The following is a 16,338-nucleotide window of genomic DNA, read 5'->3' as shown; positions in this document are numbered from 1 at the left end:
GGCTACCGGTCCGCTCGACGGGCCGACCGCGGGACGATCTCGATGTCGCTGCCGTGGAGGACGGTCGAGCACTGGTCGCAGGCGAGCGCCACGACGAGCGGCGCCCCGCACGGCACGTGCTGCTGGACGAGCGCCGGCCCCTCCGCGGCGGCATACCAGTGCTGCGCCCAGTCGATGGCGACCGCGACGACGGGGTAGAAGGCGTGTCCCTTCTCGGTGAGGTGGTACTCCGCCCGCCCGACGCGCCCGCGCCCGCGACGTCCCCGGGCCTCGAGCACCCCGATGTCGCAGAACGCCCGCAACCGTTCGGCGACGAGACTGGGGGGCGCGCCCAGGGCGTCCACGAAGTCGCCGAAGCGGGTGAGCCCCCGCAGGGAGGCGCCGATGAGGGCCGAGGACCACCGGTTGCCGAAGATGGACATCGTCTCGGGGAAGAGGCCCGCAGCGGACCGGTCGGCTCGCAGGTCGGACCGGCGTCGGGTCGTCGACTCCGGCACGGACCGCTCCCAGGACCCGCTCGGCCCCCACTCGGCATGCACGTCGCTGGAGTGAACGGCCTCGCGGCACGTCCTGCAGGTCAGGACCGGGGCGAAGTCCTGCCCGCACAGCCGGTGCCGCATCGCGGGGAGCGTCTGGGCGTGCCGCGGGACCCACCGGCGCTCCCAGTCCCAGATCGCGATCGTGACGGGCCAGAGGCCACGACCTCGCGAGGTGAGGACGTACTCGGCCCGGACCGGACGGTCCTGGTAGACGACGCGGCGGAGCAGCCCCTCATGCTCCATCGTCGCCAGGCGCGCGGAGAGCACCGCGTTGGAGATGGCGACCTCGTCGAGGAACTGGCCGTAGCGCGTCGTCCCCCGCAGTGCTCGCTGGAGGATGAGGAGGGTCCACTCGTCGCCGAGCAGGCCGAGCATACGTCCGACAGCATTCGTCGAACCGGGTTGGAGCGCGGTGGGGACGGAGCCGGGGCCGGCGTCGTCGACGACCGGTTCAGAGAGCGATCGCATCCGCTGCCGTCTCCGCCGTGCTCCATCGCCGAAGCTCGGATCCGGGCGCCCACGTCGAGTGGGTGCCGCTCGAGATCCGCTCCGGCAGCCGGAGCCGGCAGACCGGACCGTCCGAGACCCGCGCTGCGTCGAACACCACGCAGTACGACGCGTCGTCGTTCATGTCGGTCGTCAGCGTCACGAGGTAGCCGTCGTCCTCGCTGGTGCTCCCTACCCGTGGCGCCATCGCGGTCTCGCTGCCGAAGACGTTGTCGCCGAACGAGTACCGCTCCTCCAGGCCCGTCTGGAGGTCGTGCTTGACGAGGCCGTCGAAGAGGAACCAGGCGGGCTTGCCCGTGGCAGCGTACGCGTAGCGGTACTTCCCGCCCGTGTAGGCGCCGTTCATCATGCCGAACTCGGTGATGCTGTCGGAGAGCTGCTCCTCCTTGACGAGGCCGGTGCGCAGGTCGAGCCGCCAGCGGTGCAGACGGGCCTGCATGCGGTCGAGCGCGAGGAAGCGGAAGGCCCGCTCCCACCGGTTGCCCATGCCGTTGTCCTGGGGCTCCGGGTCGCCCTGGAAGAAGCCGTCGAGCACGATGGTGTCGCCCTCCTCGTAGGCGTTGACGAAGTGCAGGACGTAGGTCGGGTCGGCCTCGAACCACCGGATGTCGCTCGTCTGCCCGCGCCGTGGGATGACGGCGAAGCGGCTCGGCATGTCGCGGTGGAAGCGCGCGACGTGCGCGCCCTTCGCGAGCGCCTCGGGCTCCCAGAAGAGCGGGAAGTCGTTCAGGACGACGTAGTTCTCGGTGAAGGCCATGTCGTGGGGCAGTCGCGGTCCGGGCAGCGGCACGTCGACGTAGTGGACGAGGTCGTCGGCCTCGTCGACGACGCCGTAGTGCATGTACGGCGCCTCCTTGCTGTAGTTGAAGAAGAGCAGCTCACCGGTGCGGTCGTCGACCTTCGGGTGCGCGGAGACGCCCCAGTCGAAGGGGAACCGGCCGTTCCACGTCGCCTTGCCGAGCGTCTCGGCCGACAGCGGGTCGAGCCGGTAGAGGTCCCCGCACTGGTAGAAGCTCGTCAGCGCCGTGCCACGGTGCACGATGACGTCGGTCGACGACGCGTCCTTCATCTGCCGCCGGGCACCCCAGCCGTCCTCGCGCAAGGCGAGGTAGGGCGGCTCGGCGAGCCCGGCCCACAGGGACTGCCCCGCCTCCTGCTCGGCGAGCAGCCCGTCGGTGCGCACGAAACGGTTGCGGTAGAAGGCCTTCCCGTCGCGGAAGCCGACGACGTGGATCATGCCGTCACCGTCGAACGGGTGGTAGTGCTTGAGCGACGGGTGGACCGGGTTCTCGGTGTTGCGCAGGTAGACGCCGTCGAGGTCGGCAGGCACCTCCCCCTCGACGACGTCGAGGTCGTCCGCCCGCCACTCGGTCGTCTGCGGCTGCCACGGACCCGTGCGGTAAGGGTGGTCGTCGTCCGCGGGAAGGGTCGAGAGCATCCGACCGACGATCTCTACATCCATTCGGATCTCCTTGCCGCACAGTGGTTTCCGCGATCAGTCATCGACCGCGCCGACGACGAGGCTGACTGTGGTGGCGGTGCTGCCACCGAAGTTGAGCGTGCCGAACGTGCGCGCACCCTCGACCTGGTAGTCGCCGGCGGTCCCGCTGACCTGTTTGGTCGCATCGAGGAGCATGCGTATGCCGCTCGCCCCCACCGGGTGCCCACCACCGATGAGGCCGCCGCTCGGATTGATCGGCAGGCGGCCGCCGGGCGAGATCGAGCCGTCCTCGACGGCCTTCCAGGACTCGCCCGGCCCGGTGAGACCGATGTGGTCGATCGCGAGGTACTCGGTCGGCGTGAAGCAGTCGTGCACCTCGAAACCGTCGAGGTCCTCGAGCGTGACGTGGGCCCGGTCGAAGGCGTCGGTGACAGCCCGGCGCACGTGCGGCAGGACGTAGAGCTCGTCCCGGTCGCGCTCGAGCTTCTGGCGCAACCCGAGGCCCACGGTCCGGTGGCCCCAGCCCTCGATGCTGGCGACGGGTCGGCGCTTCGGGTGGTCGCGCAGCCACGCGTCGGAGACGAGTACCGCACCGGCGGCGCCGTCGGTGACCTGGCTGCAGTCGTAGCGGCGGAGGCGGCCCTCGACGACCGGGTTGAGGGCGTCGTCGGTCGCCTGCGCTCCGGCGAGGTCGGGGACGTCCCAACCGCGGGTCTGGGCGTTCGGGTTGCGTCGGGCGTTGGCGAGGTTGAGCGCCGCGATGGCGCGCAGGTGGGCGTCATCGAGGCCGTGGCGCCGGTCGTACTCGTCGGCGATCGCGCTGAAGACGTGCGGCCACATGAAACGCGCGCCCTCGCCGTCGTGGCCCACCCAGGCCGCTGCGCCGAGGTGCGCCGCGGCCTCGTCGCCGGGCACCGTCTTCTCGAGCTCGACCCCGAGCACGAGGGCGCAGCCGTAGTGGTCGGCGCGCAGGTCCGCCATGGCGGCCAGGAGGGCGACACCGCCCGACGCGCAGGCGGCCTCGTGTCGGGTGGCCGGCAGGCCCCACAGGTCGGCACGGACGGTCGCGGGCATGGCGCCGAGGTGCCCCTGACCGGTGAAGAGCTGGCCGAAGGCGTTGCCGACGTGGATGACGTCGACGTCGGTCGCGGCGACGTGGCTCGCCTCGAGGGTGCCGTCGACGACCTCGCCCACGAGATCCGAGACGTCACGCCCCTCACGGGTCAGGTTGCGCGCGAAGTCCGTCTGGAACCCACCGAGCACCCAGACCCCCGTCGGGGACGCGCTCGGGCTGCCGGCCGTCATGTCCGCCTCCGCTCCCGACGCCGCCCGTCGGTGCCCAGCCTTGCCCTTTCCCAGCACGGTACTACGGCAAGCAGAGTGACTCACGGGGGTGACCGGACCGATTCGCGGTCAGGGCGACGAGGTCCCCGACCTCAGGACCTCGGTGACCCCGGTCGAGGCGGCCTCGAGCGCCTCGAACACCTCCGGGGCCGTGGTGTTCTCGGCGAGCCGGTTGCGCTTGCCCGCGCCGTGGTAGTCGCTCGCCCCCGTGAGCAGCAGTCCGAGCCGGCCGGCGAGCGCCGTGGCCCGCGCGACCTCCTCGGGGCCGTGGTCGCGGTGGTAGGCCTCGAGCCCGACGAGGCCCGCGTCGCGCATCCGCTCGATGAGCGCGTCGTCCAGGACCCCCGTTCGGGTCCGGGTGAACGGGTGCGCGATCACTGGCACGCCGCCGGCGGACCGAACGAGCTCGACCGCCCGGACGGGGTCCGGCGCGTAGTGGCCGACGTAGTAGGGCGAGTCGTTGCCGAGCCAGGACTCGAACGCCTCGTCCCGGTGCTCGATCGTGCCGTTGGCGATGAGGGCGTCCGCGATGTGGGGGCGCCCCGGGGTCGCGCCGGGGCCCACCTGGGCGAGCACCTCGTCGTACCCGAGGGGTATGCCGTCCGCCGCCATGAGCGCGACCATCCGCTCCAGCCGTGTCGACCGGGACTCCCTGGCCCGTTCGAGCTCCAGCGCCAGCGGCCCGTCGTCGGCGTCGGTGAGGTAGCCGAGCAGATGGATCGACGAGTGCCGCCACGCGCACGAGATCTCGATGCCGCGCACCAGGGTGACGCCGCGGACGCCGGCCGCCTTGGCCGCCTCGTCCCATCCCGCGACGGTGTCGTGGTCGGTGATGGCCAGCACGTCGACCCCCGCCTCGGCCGCTGCCGCGACGAGCTCGGCAGGAGTCTCGGTGCCGTCGCTCGCCGTCGAGTGCGCGTGCAGGTCGATGACCGGATGCGTGCGCGCCCCGTGCGCGGTCCCGGTCGGTGTCACGCCCCCAGCGTAGGGGCGGGAGGCCACGCAGTCGTCGCTGCCCCGCAACACACCCGCCAACAGGCAACCGCGCGGGTGGACCACCCGATCGAAAGAGCAGTTCGTCCGGACGAACTGCTCTTTCGATCGGGGTTCGGGCGACGCGGAGGGCCGCGACGCCCGAGGCTCAGGTCTGCGAGGCAGTGCTCGGGCCGGGCCAGTTCCTGTCGGGCACCGGCACCGGTCGACCTGGCTGCTCGCCGCCGCGCGCCTCGAGGTAGTTGTCCTTGGGCACCATCACCTTGCGGCGGAAGATGCACACCACGGTGCCGTCCTGCTTGTAGCCGATCGTCTCGACGTGCACGACGCCCCGGTCGTCCTTCGACGTCGACTCCCACTTGTCGAGCACGGTCGTCTCGCCGTAGATCGTGTCGCCGTGGAAGGTCGGGGCGACGTGCCGCAGCGACTCGATCTCGAGGTTGGCGATGGCCTTGCCCGAGACGTCCGGCACCGACATGCCGAGCAGGAGCGAGTAGACGTAGTTGCCGACGACGACGTTCTGCCCGAACTGCGTCGAGCCGGCGGCGTAGTGCGTGTCGAGGTGCAGCGGGTGGTGGTTCATCGTCAGCAGGCAGAAGAGGTGGTCGTCGTACTCCGTGACCGTCTTCCCGGGCCAGTGCCGGTAGACCGCACCGACCTCGAACTCCTCGTAGCTGCGTCCGAACTGCATGCCCGCTCCTCGTCGAGAGTGATCACCCGGCCCCGCTGGGACGAGCGGCTACCAGCCTGCCCGAGCACACGGCATACGCCCATGGTCGTATGCCGTGTGCTTGCTCACGGTTGCTCCGCGCGCTGGGCGTCGTCGGGGACGACAGGCAGGTCGCTCGTCTCGGAGAGCACGGGCGCAGTGCTGCCGGTCGCCATCGGGTCGGGGTCGGTGGGCAGGGTCGCCCCGGCTGCCGGACGGGGACGCACGCCTTGGCGCTTGGCGACGAGCAGCCCGGCGAAGTAGGTGCCGAGCGAGACCCCGGCGGCCAGCCCCAGACCCAGACCGAAGGCCTGCACCAGGATCGGGATGCCCACCGCGAACCCGTTGCCGTCCGGGTTGGTGACGAGCTGCGAGATGCCCTCGTAGGCCATCCGTCCCGGCAGGAGCGGCACGATCGCAGCCGTCGTCACCGCGAGCGCCGAGATGGTGAGCCAGCGGGCGACGAGGCGCGCCGCGAAACCGATGACGAGGGCGGCGGTGGCCGAGGCGGTCACGGCTCCGAGCTCGAGGGTCCGCTCGGCCAGGGCGAGCACGACCCAGCCGAAACCGCCCGCGAAACCGGCCACGACGACTGCGGTGCCGCTCGAGTAGGAGAGCACCGCGAAGGCGACGGAGATGATGACCGCGCAGACGACCTGCACGACCAGGTTGTCGCTGAGCAGCGTCTGCGAGGTGATCGCGATCGGGTAGTGGAGCCGCTTGCCGAGCGACAGGACGCTCGAGATGCCGACGGCGATGCCGAGCGAGAGCACGATGACCTCGAAGCCGCGGGCCCCGGCCGTGACGTAGTAGCCCCCCAGGGCGTCCTCCGCAGCTCCGACGACCGAGAGCCCGGCCAGCAGCAGCACGATGCCGGAGGCCACGACGAGCGAGGGCGACACGTCGCCGACGAAGGTGAGGCCGGCCGACTGGGCCACGACGAGGAGAGTCGCAACGGCGGTCGGGATCGCCGCGCCGACGCACTGGGCGAAGAAGGCCGCGACGCCCGCGCCCGTGAGCCACGCCAACACCCTGCCGACGACGGTCGCGGTGAGGAAGCTGAGCAGGATGATGAACGGCCCCGCGCCGACGAGGCCCGCGGCGCCCGCGGCCAGCGCGCCCCCGGCGACGGTGACGAGCCAGCGGCGGTAGGGGTGCGGTGCCGTGATGACCGCGTCGAAGCGCACCCGGGCCTCGTCGACCGACACCGGGTCCTGCGAGAGGTCGACGATGAGGCTGCGCAGTCGCTCGAGCCGCGTGTAGTCCTGCACGCGGAAGCGGACGATGCGCATCACGGTGATCGGGTCGGCGTTCGGGCCGCGGTGGTAGGAGACGGTGACCGAGGTGTAGGTGACGTCGACGTGGACCGAGCTGAGGCCGTACGCCTTGGTCAGGGTCAGCACCGTCGCCGTGACATCGGCGGCTGCCGCGCCGGTGGCGATCATCGCGACCCCGGCGCGCATCGCGAGGTCGATGACGGCCTGGGCCGTCACCGAGTCGACCCCGTCGGGGGTCGTCCAGATCGGGATCTCGTCGGTCGGCGGCCCGCTCGGCCTCATGGCGCGCCGGGTGCCCGCCCTCAACGAGGGCAGGCTGCGGTAGGCGGTGGTCGGCCGGGCGGTTCGGTCGGTGCTGGCCACCCACAGACCGTATGCCACCTGCTCCGGTGGGGTGGTACCCCACCGGGGTGCCCCGCCCCGTCGAAACCTGGTTCGGCAGCGCCTGCCCTTCGTGGCACCATGGCCGGGTGATGAGTGAAGAGCAGCAGACCTCTCCGAGCCGCAAGCGCCCGACGACCGACGAGTTCCGGGCCTTCGTCGCGAGTGGGTGGGCGCCCCGCGGCACCGAGGTGACCCCTCGGGCGCAGGTCGCCGACCACGCAGCCCGTCGACGCGACGCCGTCAGTGCCGCCTTCCCCGGTGAGCGCCTGGTCGTCCCGGCCGGTGGCCTCAAGGTGCGCAGCAACGACTGCGACTACGTCTTCCGGCCGCACAGCGCCTTCGCCCACCTCACGGGCCTCGGCAGCGACCGCGAGCCCGACGCGGTGCTCGTCCTCGAGCCGGTGCGGTCCGCCGGCGACGCGGCCGACGGCAGCCCGGCAGGGCACGAGGCCGTCCTCTACTTCCGCCCCCTCGCCGACCGCGACACCGAGGAGTTCTTCGGCGACTCGCGCTACGGCGAGTTCTGGGTCGGGGCCCGTCCAACCCTGGCCGACATCGAGTCCGAGCTCGGTCTCACCGCCCGCCACATCGACGAGTTCGGTGAGGCCGTCGGGAAGGACGCGGGCGAGGTCACGATCCGCGTCGTGCGCGACGCCGATGCCGAGGTGGCGGCCCGCGTCGACAAGGCCCGCGCCGCAACGGCCGAGGCGCAGGAGGCGGCCGAGGCCGAGACCCGCCTCGACCACCAGCGGGAGGCCGACGAGCAGCTCGCCGCCTTCCTCTCGAAGCTTCGCTTCGTCAAGGACGAGTGGGAGGTCGGGCAGATGCGCGACGCCGTTGCCGGCACCCACCAGGGCTTCGACGCCGTCATCGCCGACCTGCCCGAGGCGGTTCGTCGCGGGCGCGGCGAGCGCTGGGTCGAGGGGATCTTCGGCTTGCACGCCCGCCACCACGGCAACGGCGTCGGCTACGACTCGATCTGCGCCAGCGGCAACCACGCCAACACCCTGCACTGGATCAAGAACACCGGTGACATCAAGGACGGCGACCTGCTCCTGCTCGACGCCGGGGTCGAGGTCGACTCCCTCTTCACCGCCGACATCACGCGCACCCTGCCGGTGAGCGGCACCTTCACCGAGGCGCAGCGCAAGATCTACGACGCCGTGTACGCCGCCCAGGAGGCCGGCATCGCCGCCTGCAAGCCGGGCAACAAGTTCAGCGACGTGCACGCCGCCGCCATCCGCGTCATCGCCGAGCACCTGCACGAGTGGGGCCTGCTGCCCGAGGGCGTCGACGTCGAGGGCACGCTCGACCCCGACCACGGGCAGTACCACCGCCGCTGGATGGTGCACGGCACGAGCCACCACCTGGGCATCGACGTCCACGACTGCGCGCTCGCGACCCGTGAGGAGTACTCCGACGCCGAGCTGAAGCCGGGCATGGTCATCACCGTCGAGCCGGGGCTCTACTTCAAGGCGGACGACGAGCTCGTCCCGGTCGAGCTCCGCGGCAACGGGGTGCGCATCGAGGACGACGTCCTCATCACCGACGACGGCTGCGAGAACCTCTCGGCCGCGATGCCGCGCAGCGCCGACGAGGTCGAGCAGTGGATCGCCGGCATCTGGGCCGCGCGCCCCTGACCGTCAGCGCCCCTCCGCGGGTGTGTTGCCGTCCAGAGGGTGGGTGTCAGACGGCGGGCGGGGGTGGGCCGCTCTGGCCCGGGTCGGCCGCCGGAGGCGTCGGCGGCGCCGGCGGCGTCGCGCTGCCGAAGCCGGAGTGGCTGACCGGGATGCCCGCCTGGGCGAGGATCTGGCGACCCTGCTGCGCGAACTTGTGCTCGCAGAAGACCTCGTAGCGTGTGGCGACGACCTGGCTCACCGACGAGAAGTCACGAGCGCCGCGGGTGAAGGCATAGCCGACGAGCGACCAGATGAGCCCGAAGACCGCGCCGTAGACGGCGGTGGAGAGCAGCAGGGTCATCGGGTTGGAGGGGCGCGAGAACAGCGAGAGGATCAGGCCCACGAAGAGGCCGAGCCACACGCCGGAGAGCAGGCCGCCGAGGGCGACGCGGCCCCACGTGAGGCGGGCCGTCACCCGCTCCATCTGCTTGAGGTCGGTGCCGACGATGAGGCAGTTCTCGACCGGGAACTGGTTGTCCGACAGCGTGTCGACGGCCTTCTGCGCATCGACGTACTTCTCGAACACCCCGAGCGACATGGGGTACTCCAAGGAGAGCGTCGCGAAGCCCTGACGTCCCCCCGGACCCTTCGGTTGCAGACTCATGTCTCCATCCTCGCATCCCTCGCCGCGACGGAGACGGACACTCAGGCCTTGAGCTTGTAGTCCTCCACGAGCCGACGGCCGATGATCATCCGCTGGATGTCGGCCGTGCCCTCGCCGATGAGCAGCATCGGCGCCTCACGGTAGAGCCGCTCGATCTCGTACTCCTTGGAGTAGCCGTAGCCGCCGTGGATCCGGAAGCTGTCCTCGACGACCTGCGAGCAGTACTCCGACGCAAGGTACTTCGCCATGCCCGCCTCGAGGTCGTTGCGCTCCCCGGAGTCCTTCTTGCGGGCGGCCTTGACCATCATCTCGTGGGCGGCCTCGACCTTGACGGCCATGTCGGCGAGCCGGAAGAGCACCGCCTGGTGCTCGACGATCTTCTTGCCGAACGTCTCGCGCTGCTGGGCGTAGGAGACGCCGAGCTCGAACGCCCTTCTCGCGACACCGCATCCGCGGGCGGCGACGTTGACCCGGCCCACCTCGACGCCATCCATCATCTGGTAGAAGCCCTTGCCCGGTTCACCCCCGAGGATCTGCGCGTCGGTCGTGCGGTGGCCGTCGAGGATGAGCTCGGTCGTGTCGACGCCCTTGTAACCCATCTTGTCGATCTTGCCCGGCACGGTGACGCCCTGTGCGGTCTCTCCGAAGCCCGACTCCTTGTCGACGAGGAACGTCGTCATGTTGCGGTAGACCGAGTCCGCGCCGGTGTCGGTCTTGACGAGGACCGCGACGAGGTTGGCCGAGCCGCCGTTGGTCAGCCACATCTTCTGACCGGTGATCGACCACTCGCCGTCGTCGCCACGCACGGCCTTCGTCTTGATGGCGGAGACGTCCGAGCCACAGCCCGGCTCGCTCATCGAGAACGCGCCACGGATCTCGCCGGTCGCCATCTTCGGCAGGTAGTGCTGCTTCTGCTCCTCGGTGCCGTGCTGGAGCACCAGGTAGGCGACGATGAAGTGGGTGTTGATGATGCCGCTGACACTCATCCAGCCGCGCGCGATCTCCTCGACGCACAGCGCGTACGTCAGGAGCGACTCGCCGAGGCCGCCGTACTCCTCGGGGATCATCAGGCCGAAGATCCCCATCTCCTTCATGCCGTCGACGATGGCCTGCGGGTACTCGTCCCGGTGCTCGAGCTCGGTGGCGACGGGGAGGATCTGCTCGTCGACGAACTCACGGACGAGCTTGACCAGCTCGTTCTGCTCCTCGGTGAGGCCGTCGGTCTGCTGCAGTCGGGACATGCTCGAATCGCCACCTTGCGTCTGGGCTCTCGGTCAACTGCGATCGAGTATGCCGTCGCGCCGGGATGGCGGTCACCGCCCCGGCATGTGAGGGTCGACACCTGTGTCGTCGGTCACCGGCCGGAGGGCGGCTGTGCCCGAGCCGCGGCTACCAGGGCTGCCCGAAGCCGACCTTCTTGCACTTGACCGGGCCCTCGAGCGTCGAACGCTGGCTGAAGTCGCCGTCCTTGAGACCGACCGTGACCGCGCGCAGCAGGTCGGCGCGCGTCGCGGCAGGCTGGTCCTTGAGCGCCTTGAGGAAGAGGTAGGTGAACGCGCCGTTCGAGCGGCCCCCGAACGTCGCGTCCGAGGCGGTCTGCCCGGACTTGCACGCGGCGAACAGCACGGGCTTCGATGCGGTCGACCGGCTCTTGGTCAGCTCGACGAGCGCCCTGCGGTCGGGACGGCCCGTGGGGGCGAGGGCCCGCAGCGCCCTCGTCTGGTCCAGGCCCTTGCGCGTCGGCGGCGGCAGGAACCGCGGCTTCCGACCCAGGAGCTGTGCCTGCATGATCTCCTCGAGGTCCTTCAGGCCGGTGCCGCTGTGGCACGTGTCGAGCAGCGCCTCAAACAGGACGCCGGCCGGAACGCGGGCCAGGAGGTCGTGCAGCTCGTCGTCGACGATGACGGTGTCGCGGTCCCACTGGTCGCCCTTCTGGCGGATGTCGTAGCAGGCGAAGGCCTCGTCGAGGTCGTCGGGCTCGAAGTCGCCGCCGGGCTCGTTGGGCACCTGGGTGCCGTGGCTCGAGAGGGTGAAGACGATGTGGTCACCCGCCTTCGCGGTGTCGACGAGCTTCGTCAGGGCCGTCATGACGGCGCTCTTGGTCGCGGCGGAGTCGGTGAGCACCGTCGTGGCCCGCCCGGCGAAGCCGATCTGCCGCAGGGCCTTGGCGATGTCGTTGGCGTCGTTGACGCAGCCGGCGAGCCAGCTCGTCTGCGGCAACGACTCGAACTCGTTGATCCCCACGCACAGAGCCCTGCGTGCCATGGTCGTTCCTTCCATCTCGAGAACCCCTCGGGTGAGCGGGTTCGACTGGGGCGTATGCCGCTTCACACCGTTTCGAGAACGGCGTCCGGTCTCGCGTACACGACGTAGGCGAGCCACGTCGGGTCGTCCGCGTCCCGGGCCGCCGCCCGGGCGAGGGCGCTCGCCCGGGACATCGGGGTGCCCCGGAGCAGCTCCTCGTAGAACGTCTGGACGAAGAGGCGTGCCGGCTCCTCCTGGACCGACCACAGGCACGAGACGAACGCCGAGGCGCCGGCGTCGAGGAACGCCTTGGCGAAGCCACCGACCGTCGTGAAGAGCTCGCCGGAGCGGCCGGTCTGGCACGCGTTGAGGACGACGAGCGGGCCGATCCGGTCGGGTCCGGTCCAGTCGAGGTTCTCGGAGACGTCGGTCGCGCTGAGGTACTGCTGGCGCACCGTGCGGCCCCGCCGCTGCCCCTGGAGCAGCACCTTCGCCTCGGCGATGTCGTCGGAACGTGCCGCCCCGTGGCCCGAGAAGTGGAGCAGGTCGAACCCCCCGCCGCGCAGGAGTCGTCCGACGCCCGTCGGGGTGGCCCTCACGGCCTTGGCGCCGAACCGGTCCCGGAGGAAGCCGGCCTCGACGGCCCCGACGTCGTTCTTGAACATCGGGTCGGCGTAGACCGGGCAGATGGAGCGCGCATGCCCTCGGCGCACGCGTACGTGCTGGGGTGGGAAGCTGCCGAGCTGCCAGCGGACGAGGCCGCCGGAGGCGAGGAACCGTGGGGTGGTGCCGCGCTTGCCACGGGCCGGCTTGAGGTGCACGAGCTCCCACGGGACGAACGGCTCGTCGGTGTAGACGATGAGGTCGTGCACGAGGTCCCGGTGCTCCCAGAGGTAGGCCTGCATGTCCTCCGGGAAGAACTGGTCGAACAACATGGTGCCGGTGTTCTGCAGCTGCGACATCCGTTGGCGCGGCGTGAGATCGGGATCCTTGATGACGCGCTCGACCTCGGCGATCCGGTCGCGCACGAACTCGTCGCGGCCCATGATCGGGGCCGACTCGAAGATGCGCTCGGGCTCCCCCGGCACGAGCCGCAGCGCGTAGCTGTAGACCCGCTCCCCCGTGACGCGTCGACCCTCGACGATGTCGAGGCACGGCAGGCCGTCGAGCTCCGGTGCGTCGATGCCGGTGTGCACGGCAGCTGTGACCGGCACGGGCGCGGCCAGACCGGCTGCTGCTGCGGTCGACTCGAGGGTCAGCGTGGCGACGGGCACCCAGCCCTGGCGAAGCACGATCGACACGCGCACCGGCCCGGCCGCGAGGGCACGCGCCCGGAAGGTCAGCTCACTGGCCCAGTCCCCCGCAGGCAGCCCGAAGACCTTGGCGTCCGTCTCGAGGACCTGGACGTTGTCCTTGGCGTAGACCTGCACGCTGGCCGGACGCTCGGCGTCGAGGTGGACGGTCTGCGCCGCATGGACCGTGCCCTCGGTCGGGGCAAGCCCCTGGCGGGCGAGGCGCACCCGCACCGTGAACTCCGAGCCCGGTGTCACCGTCGAAGGCATCTCGGCGGCGAGCTCGGCCGCTGTCGTGGGCGGCTCGACCATGGCCGGCCGTGACGGTGGTGGTGGTGGTGATGGTGGTGATGGTGGTGATAGTGGCGGGGGTGACGGCGGCCGGCGCACCGGCGCGTCAGCCATCTCCAGGCCGCGGTCCCCGCCGACCTCGCCGGTCTCGCCGGTCTCGCCGGTCTCGCCGGTCTCGTCGCCGTGGTCGAGAACGGGCCCAGCGGTCATCCACTCGGGCACGTGCGCCTCCGGGTCGGAGGCTCCGAGCCCGAGTGGGAGCCACTGCGAGATCGCCCCGATGACCGACAGCTGGGAGAAGTAGTTCACGTGGTAGACGAGGTCGTTGGTGCCGAGCGCGAACGTGTCCCGGACGAAGCCACCCACGGGGAGCCCGATCGCCGACATCGAGTCGGTGTCGACGACGAGGTCGTTGTGCCCGTGGAAGATCCCGTCGACGAAGCCCTCCGCGAGCTTGATCGCGAGCTCGCGGGGAAACTCCGGTGGGTTGTGGTGGTCGTCGAAGAGGGAGACGTGGAAGTCGGACGTCACCACGTGCCAGTTCGTCCCCGGTCGGGGCTGCCCGGGCTGGTCGCGATTGAGGTTCGTCACGAAGGGGCCGCCGGGCGTCATCGCGGCCAGGCCGGGCACGCCGTCGTCGCCCGCGGCATACGACACGAGGTACTTCACGAGGGAGCCGACACCGCGCACGACCCCGCTGACGACTGCCGCGAACGGAGTGCCGCCGGGCACGAGCGACAGGGCGGCCGCGGTCACCATGACGAGGTTCGTGTAGAGGTCCACGAGATCGTGCCAGCGATCTGGGTCGGCGAGGTGGGTGCCGCCGTTGGTGGCGGCCACGAAGACGATCGAGTCCACTGAAGCCCGGAGGCCCGAGCCGGGCAGCACCGACTCGACGAAGGACCGCGTCACCAGCCCGCCGCGGCTGTGGGTGATGACGTCGATGACGAGCTCGCCGTCGTGGGGCTCGAGGAGCGCGAGCAGGTCACGTGCGTTGCGTTCGGGGTCGACGCTGAGGGTGCGGTGGTCGAAGCCGAGGACGGCGTCGTACGCAGACACGAGGGTGTCGACGAAGCCCCCGGCCCCGGGCGTGACGGCCAGCGCCCCGAAGCCCCCGGTCGTCGACGAGAACGTGCCGTGGACGAGCAGGAGGATGCGCGCCGCACGGCCGGTGGGGAGCCCGACGTCCGCCAGCGTGTCCACCGGTCTCCACGCGTCGAGCGTCCCGCCCGTGACGTGGACGAGCCCGGTGCGCACGCCCGACTCGAGGTGCTCGACGACCTTGCCCACGACGACCGGTGCGGCGAAGCGGAGCACGATGGCCTGGAGGGCGCCGTGCGCGAGGTCCCCGAGCAGCCCTCGGTCGGCATCTGCCGAGGGGGCGCCGAGCGCGCGGGAACGCGGTGGTGGACGGCGGGGGCGCTCGGGCTGGACCGAGAGCTCGAAGGACACGGTTCGCGGCCCGGGATCGATCGACCGCGTGCGCTCGGCGGCGCCGAGGGGCAGGTGCCAGGAGTAGAGGCCGTCGCGCTCGAGCAGGACGACCGCGTCGTGACCGGCCGGGACGTCGACGTCGAGCGTCACCGTGCCGCGCCGGTCATCCGGCGCACGGCCGTCAAGATCGCGACCCCGCTGTGGTGTCAGGTCGATTCGTTCGATGACCACGAAGTCGCCGGAACGCAGTGCCTCGACCAACGCCGCCCGCTGGGCCGCCCCAACCCCACCACCGGGGAGGTCGCGGTCCGCGCGATCCGAGGCGGCTGACGCGTCATACCCACGGGGCGCGCGCACGCGCACCGATCCCCCGCCGAAGGACGCGGACGGCATACCTGGGCTCCCTCCGAGACGAACTCGAGACGTGCACCTCCTCGTCACGGTAGAGCCGCTGGGCGCCCCGGTGACACGGATTGCGCCAAACGGTCGCGACGGGACGGATAAATGTGTTGCACCGCCCGTGGCGAGTGCGTCACGCTCGGACACGACCGCGACGGTGGACGACCGACGCACCGACCCAAGGAGGGTGACATGTCGATCACGGCTCCGGGCATGCCTGCCCACGATTCTTCTTCTTCCTTGGAGTTCTCTTGTCTTTCAATGCATTTCACGGTGACGACCTCGAGGTCCTCGGCTCCCGGCTGACCAGCCGGACCGTCCTTGGCCTCGAGGAAGAGCAGTACTCGGTCGACACCGGCCCCGACGGCCCGCCCGAGGGTGAGCGGTGGTCGAGCTGGGACGGGGCCGACCCACGGCCCGAAGCCCCGGCCCGACTGGGTCATCACCGACCTCGGCGCGGTCGATGCCGACCTCGGGGTCCTCAAGACGGGCAAGGAGGCCGACGTCCACCTGGTGCGCCGGTGGGTGCCGGGCTCGCCCGACCGGGACGTGCTCATGGCCGGCAAGCGCTACCGGTCGAGCAAGCACCGCATGTTCCACCGCGACTCGGGCTACCTCGAGGGGCGGCGGGTGCGGAAGTCGCGTGAGATGCGGGCCATGCGCACCCGCACCTCGTTCGGCAAGGAGCTGATCAGCGGGCTCTGGGCCTTCGCCGAGTTCCAGACGCTCGTGCGCCTCTGGGACGAGGGGCTGCCCGTGCCCTATCCCGTGCAGATGACCGACGACGAGATGCTGATGGAGTTCATCGGCACCTCCGACGGACAAGCTGCACCACGCCTCGCACAGGTGCGACCCCACGCCGACCTGCTGCCGGTGCTCTTCGAGCAGCTGCGCGAGGCGATGCTCCGGCTCGCCGAGCTCGGCTGGGCGCACGGTGACCTCTCGCCCTACAACGTGCTCCTCGAGGGCGAGGGTGAGCAGGCGCGGCTCGTCCTCATCGACTGGCCGCAGGTCGTCGACGTCATCGGCAACCCGCACGGGCCCGAGTTCCTCGAACGCGACACCCACAACATGTGTGACTGGTTCGCTCGTCGTGGGTACGCGGTTGACGAGGGACTGCTCTTCGGTGACCTCATGGCGGCGGCGACGTCCCGCTGGTGACGACGGCCTGCCGTCCCGCGCAGGCACGCGGAGTCACGTC

Annotated in this window: 12 protein-coding genes; 2 read left to right on the top strand and 10 right to left on the bottom strand. The window is 70.9% G+C overall.

Annotated elements, in window-relative coordinates:
* Positions 1-2 precede the first annotated feature (2 nt).
* The 6 genes from AC1DIW_RS02270 to AC1DIW_RS02245 form a co-directional block, all read right to left on the bottom strand.
* Entirely contained in the window at positions 3-1,007 is a 1,005-nt protein-coding gene (locus AC1DIW_RS02270; protein WP_442279935.1) for a winged helix-turn-helix transcriptional regulator, read from the bottom strand.
* Positions 991-2,508 (bottom strand): carotenoid oxygenase family protein, encoded by a 1,518-nt coding sequence (locus AC1DIW_RS02265; RefSeq protein ID WP_478106310.1) that lies wholly within the window; start codon positions 2,506-2,508, stop codon positions 991-993. Before AC1DIW_RS02265 ends, AC1DIW_RS02270 begins: the two co-directional genes overlap by 17 nt.
* 33 nt (positions 2,509-2,541) lie before the next feature.
* Entirely contained in the window at positions 2,542-3,792 is a 1,251-nt protein-coding gene (locus AC1DIW_RS02260; protein ID WP_478106309.1) for an acetyl-CoA acetyltransferase, read from the bottom strand.
* Between the two features lie 108 nt (positions 3,793-3,900).
* Positions 3,901-4,806, bottom strand: a complete 906-nt coding sequence (locus AC1DIW_RS02255; RefSeq protein WP_478106308.1) for a PHP domain-containing protein — start codon at positions 4,804-4,806, stop codon at positions 3,901-3,903.
* 166 nt (positions 4,807-4,972) lie between these two features.
* Positions 4,973-5,515 (bottom strand): MaoC family dehydratase, encoded by a 543-nt coding sequence (locus AC1DIW_RS02250; protein WP_442279939.1) that lies wholly within the window; start codon positions 5,513-5,515, stop codon positions 4,973-4,975.
* A gap of 104 nt (positions 5,516-5,619) precedes the next feature.
* On the bottom strand, positions 5,620-7,173 hold the full coding sequence (locus AC1DIW_RS02245) for a threonine/serine exporter family protein (protein WP_478106307.1): 1,554 nt from the start codon (positions 7,171-7,173) through the stop codon (positions 5,620-5,622).
* Between the two features lie 110 nt (positions 7,174-7,283).
* Here AC1DIW_RS02245 and AC1DIW_RS02240 point away from each other — a divergent pair, with 110 nt between their 5' ends.
* The gene (locus AC1DIW_RS02240; protein WP_478106306.1) at positions 7,284-8,834 is read left to right on the top strand and encodes an aminopeptidase P family protein; all 1,551 of its coding nucleotides are present in this window, start codon (positions 7,284-7,286) and stop codon (positions 8,832-8,834) included.
* A 46-nt stretch (positions 8,835-8,880) separates the two neighbouring features.
* On the opposite strand, the gene AC1DIW_RS02235 is transcribed toward AC1DIW_RS02240, so the two are convergent.
* From AC1DIW_RS02235 to AC1DIW_RS02220, 4 genes are all read right to left on the bottom strand, one after another.
* Positions 8,881-9,477 (bottom strand): YflT domain-containing protein, encoded by a 597-nt coding sequence (locus tag AC1DIW_RS02235; RefSeq protein WP_478106305.1) that lies wholly within the window; start codon positions 9,475-9,477, stop codon positions 8,881-8,883.
* A gap of 41 nt (positions 9,478-9,518) precedes the next feature.
* Complete coding sequence (locus tag AC1DIW_RS02230; protein ID WP_478106304.1) at positions 9,519-10,718, bottom strand: acyl-CoA dehydrogenase family protein; 1,200 nt, start codon at positions 10,716-10,718, stop codon at positions 9,519-9,521.
* Between the two features lie 148 nt (positions 10,719-10,866).
* Positions 10,867-11,742 carry a caspase family protein gene (locus AC1DIW_RS02225; protein WP_478106303.1) on the bottom strand — a complete coding sequence of 292 codons (876 nt, stop codon included), beginning with the start codon at positions 11,740-11,742 and terminating at the stop codon, positions 10,867-10,869.
* 62 nt (positions 11,743-11,804) lie between these two features.
* Positions 11,805-15,131, bottom strand: a complete 3,327-nt coding sequence (locus AC1DIW_RS02220; RefSeq protein WP_478106302.1) for a CHAT domain-containing protein — start codon at positions 15,129-15,131, stop codon at positions 11,805-11,807.
* A gap of 384 nt (positions 15,132-15,515) precedes the next feature.
* Here AC1DIW_RS02220 and AC1DIW_RS02215 point away from each other — a divergent pair, with 384 nt between their 5' ends.
* Positions 15,516-16,298, top strand: coding sequence for a serine protein kinase RIO (locus AC1DIW_RS02215; RefSeq protein ID WP_478106301.1), 783 nt, complete (start codon positions 15,516-15,518; stop codon positions 16,296-16,298).
* The last annotated feature ends 40 nt before the right edge of the window (positions 16,299-16,338 follow it).

It is taken from the genome of Terrabacter sp. 01T434, from assembly GCF_056398545.1.
The sequence above is the reverse complement of the archived record's forward strand: the minus strand, read 5'-3'. Positions and strand labels throughout refer to the sequence as shown.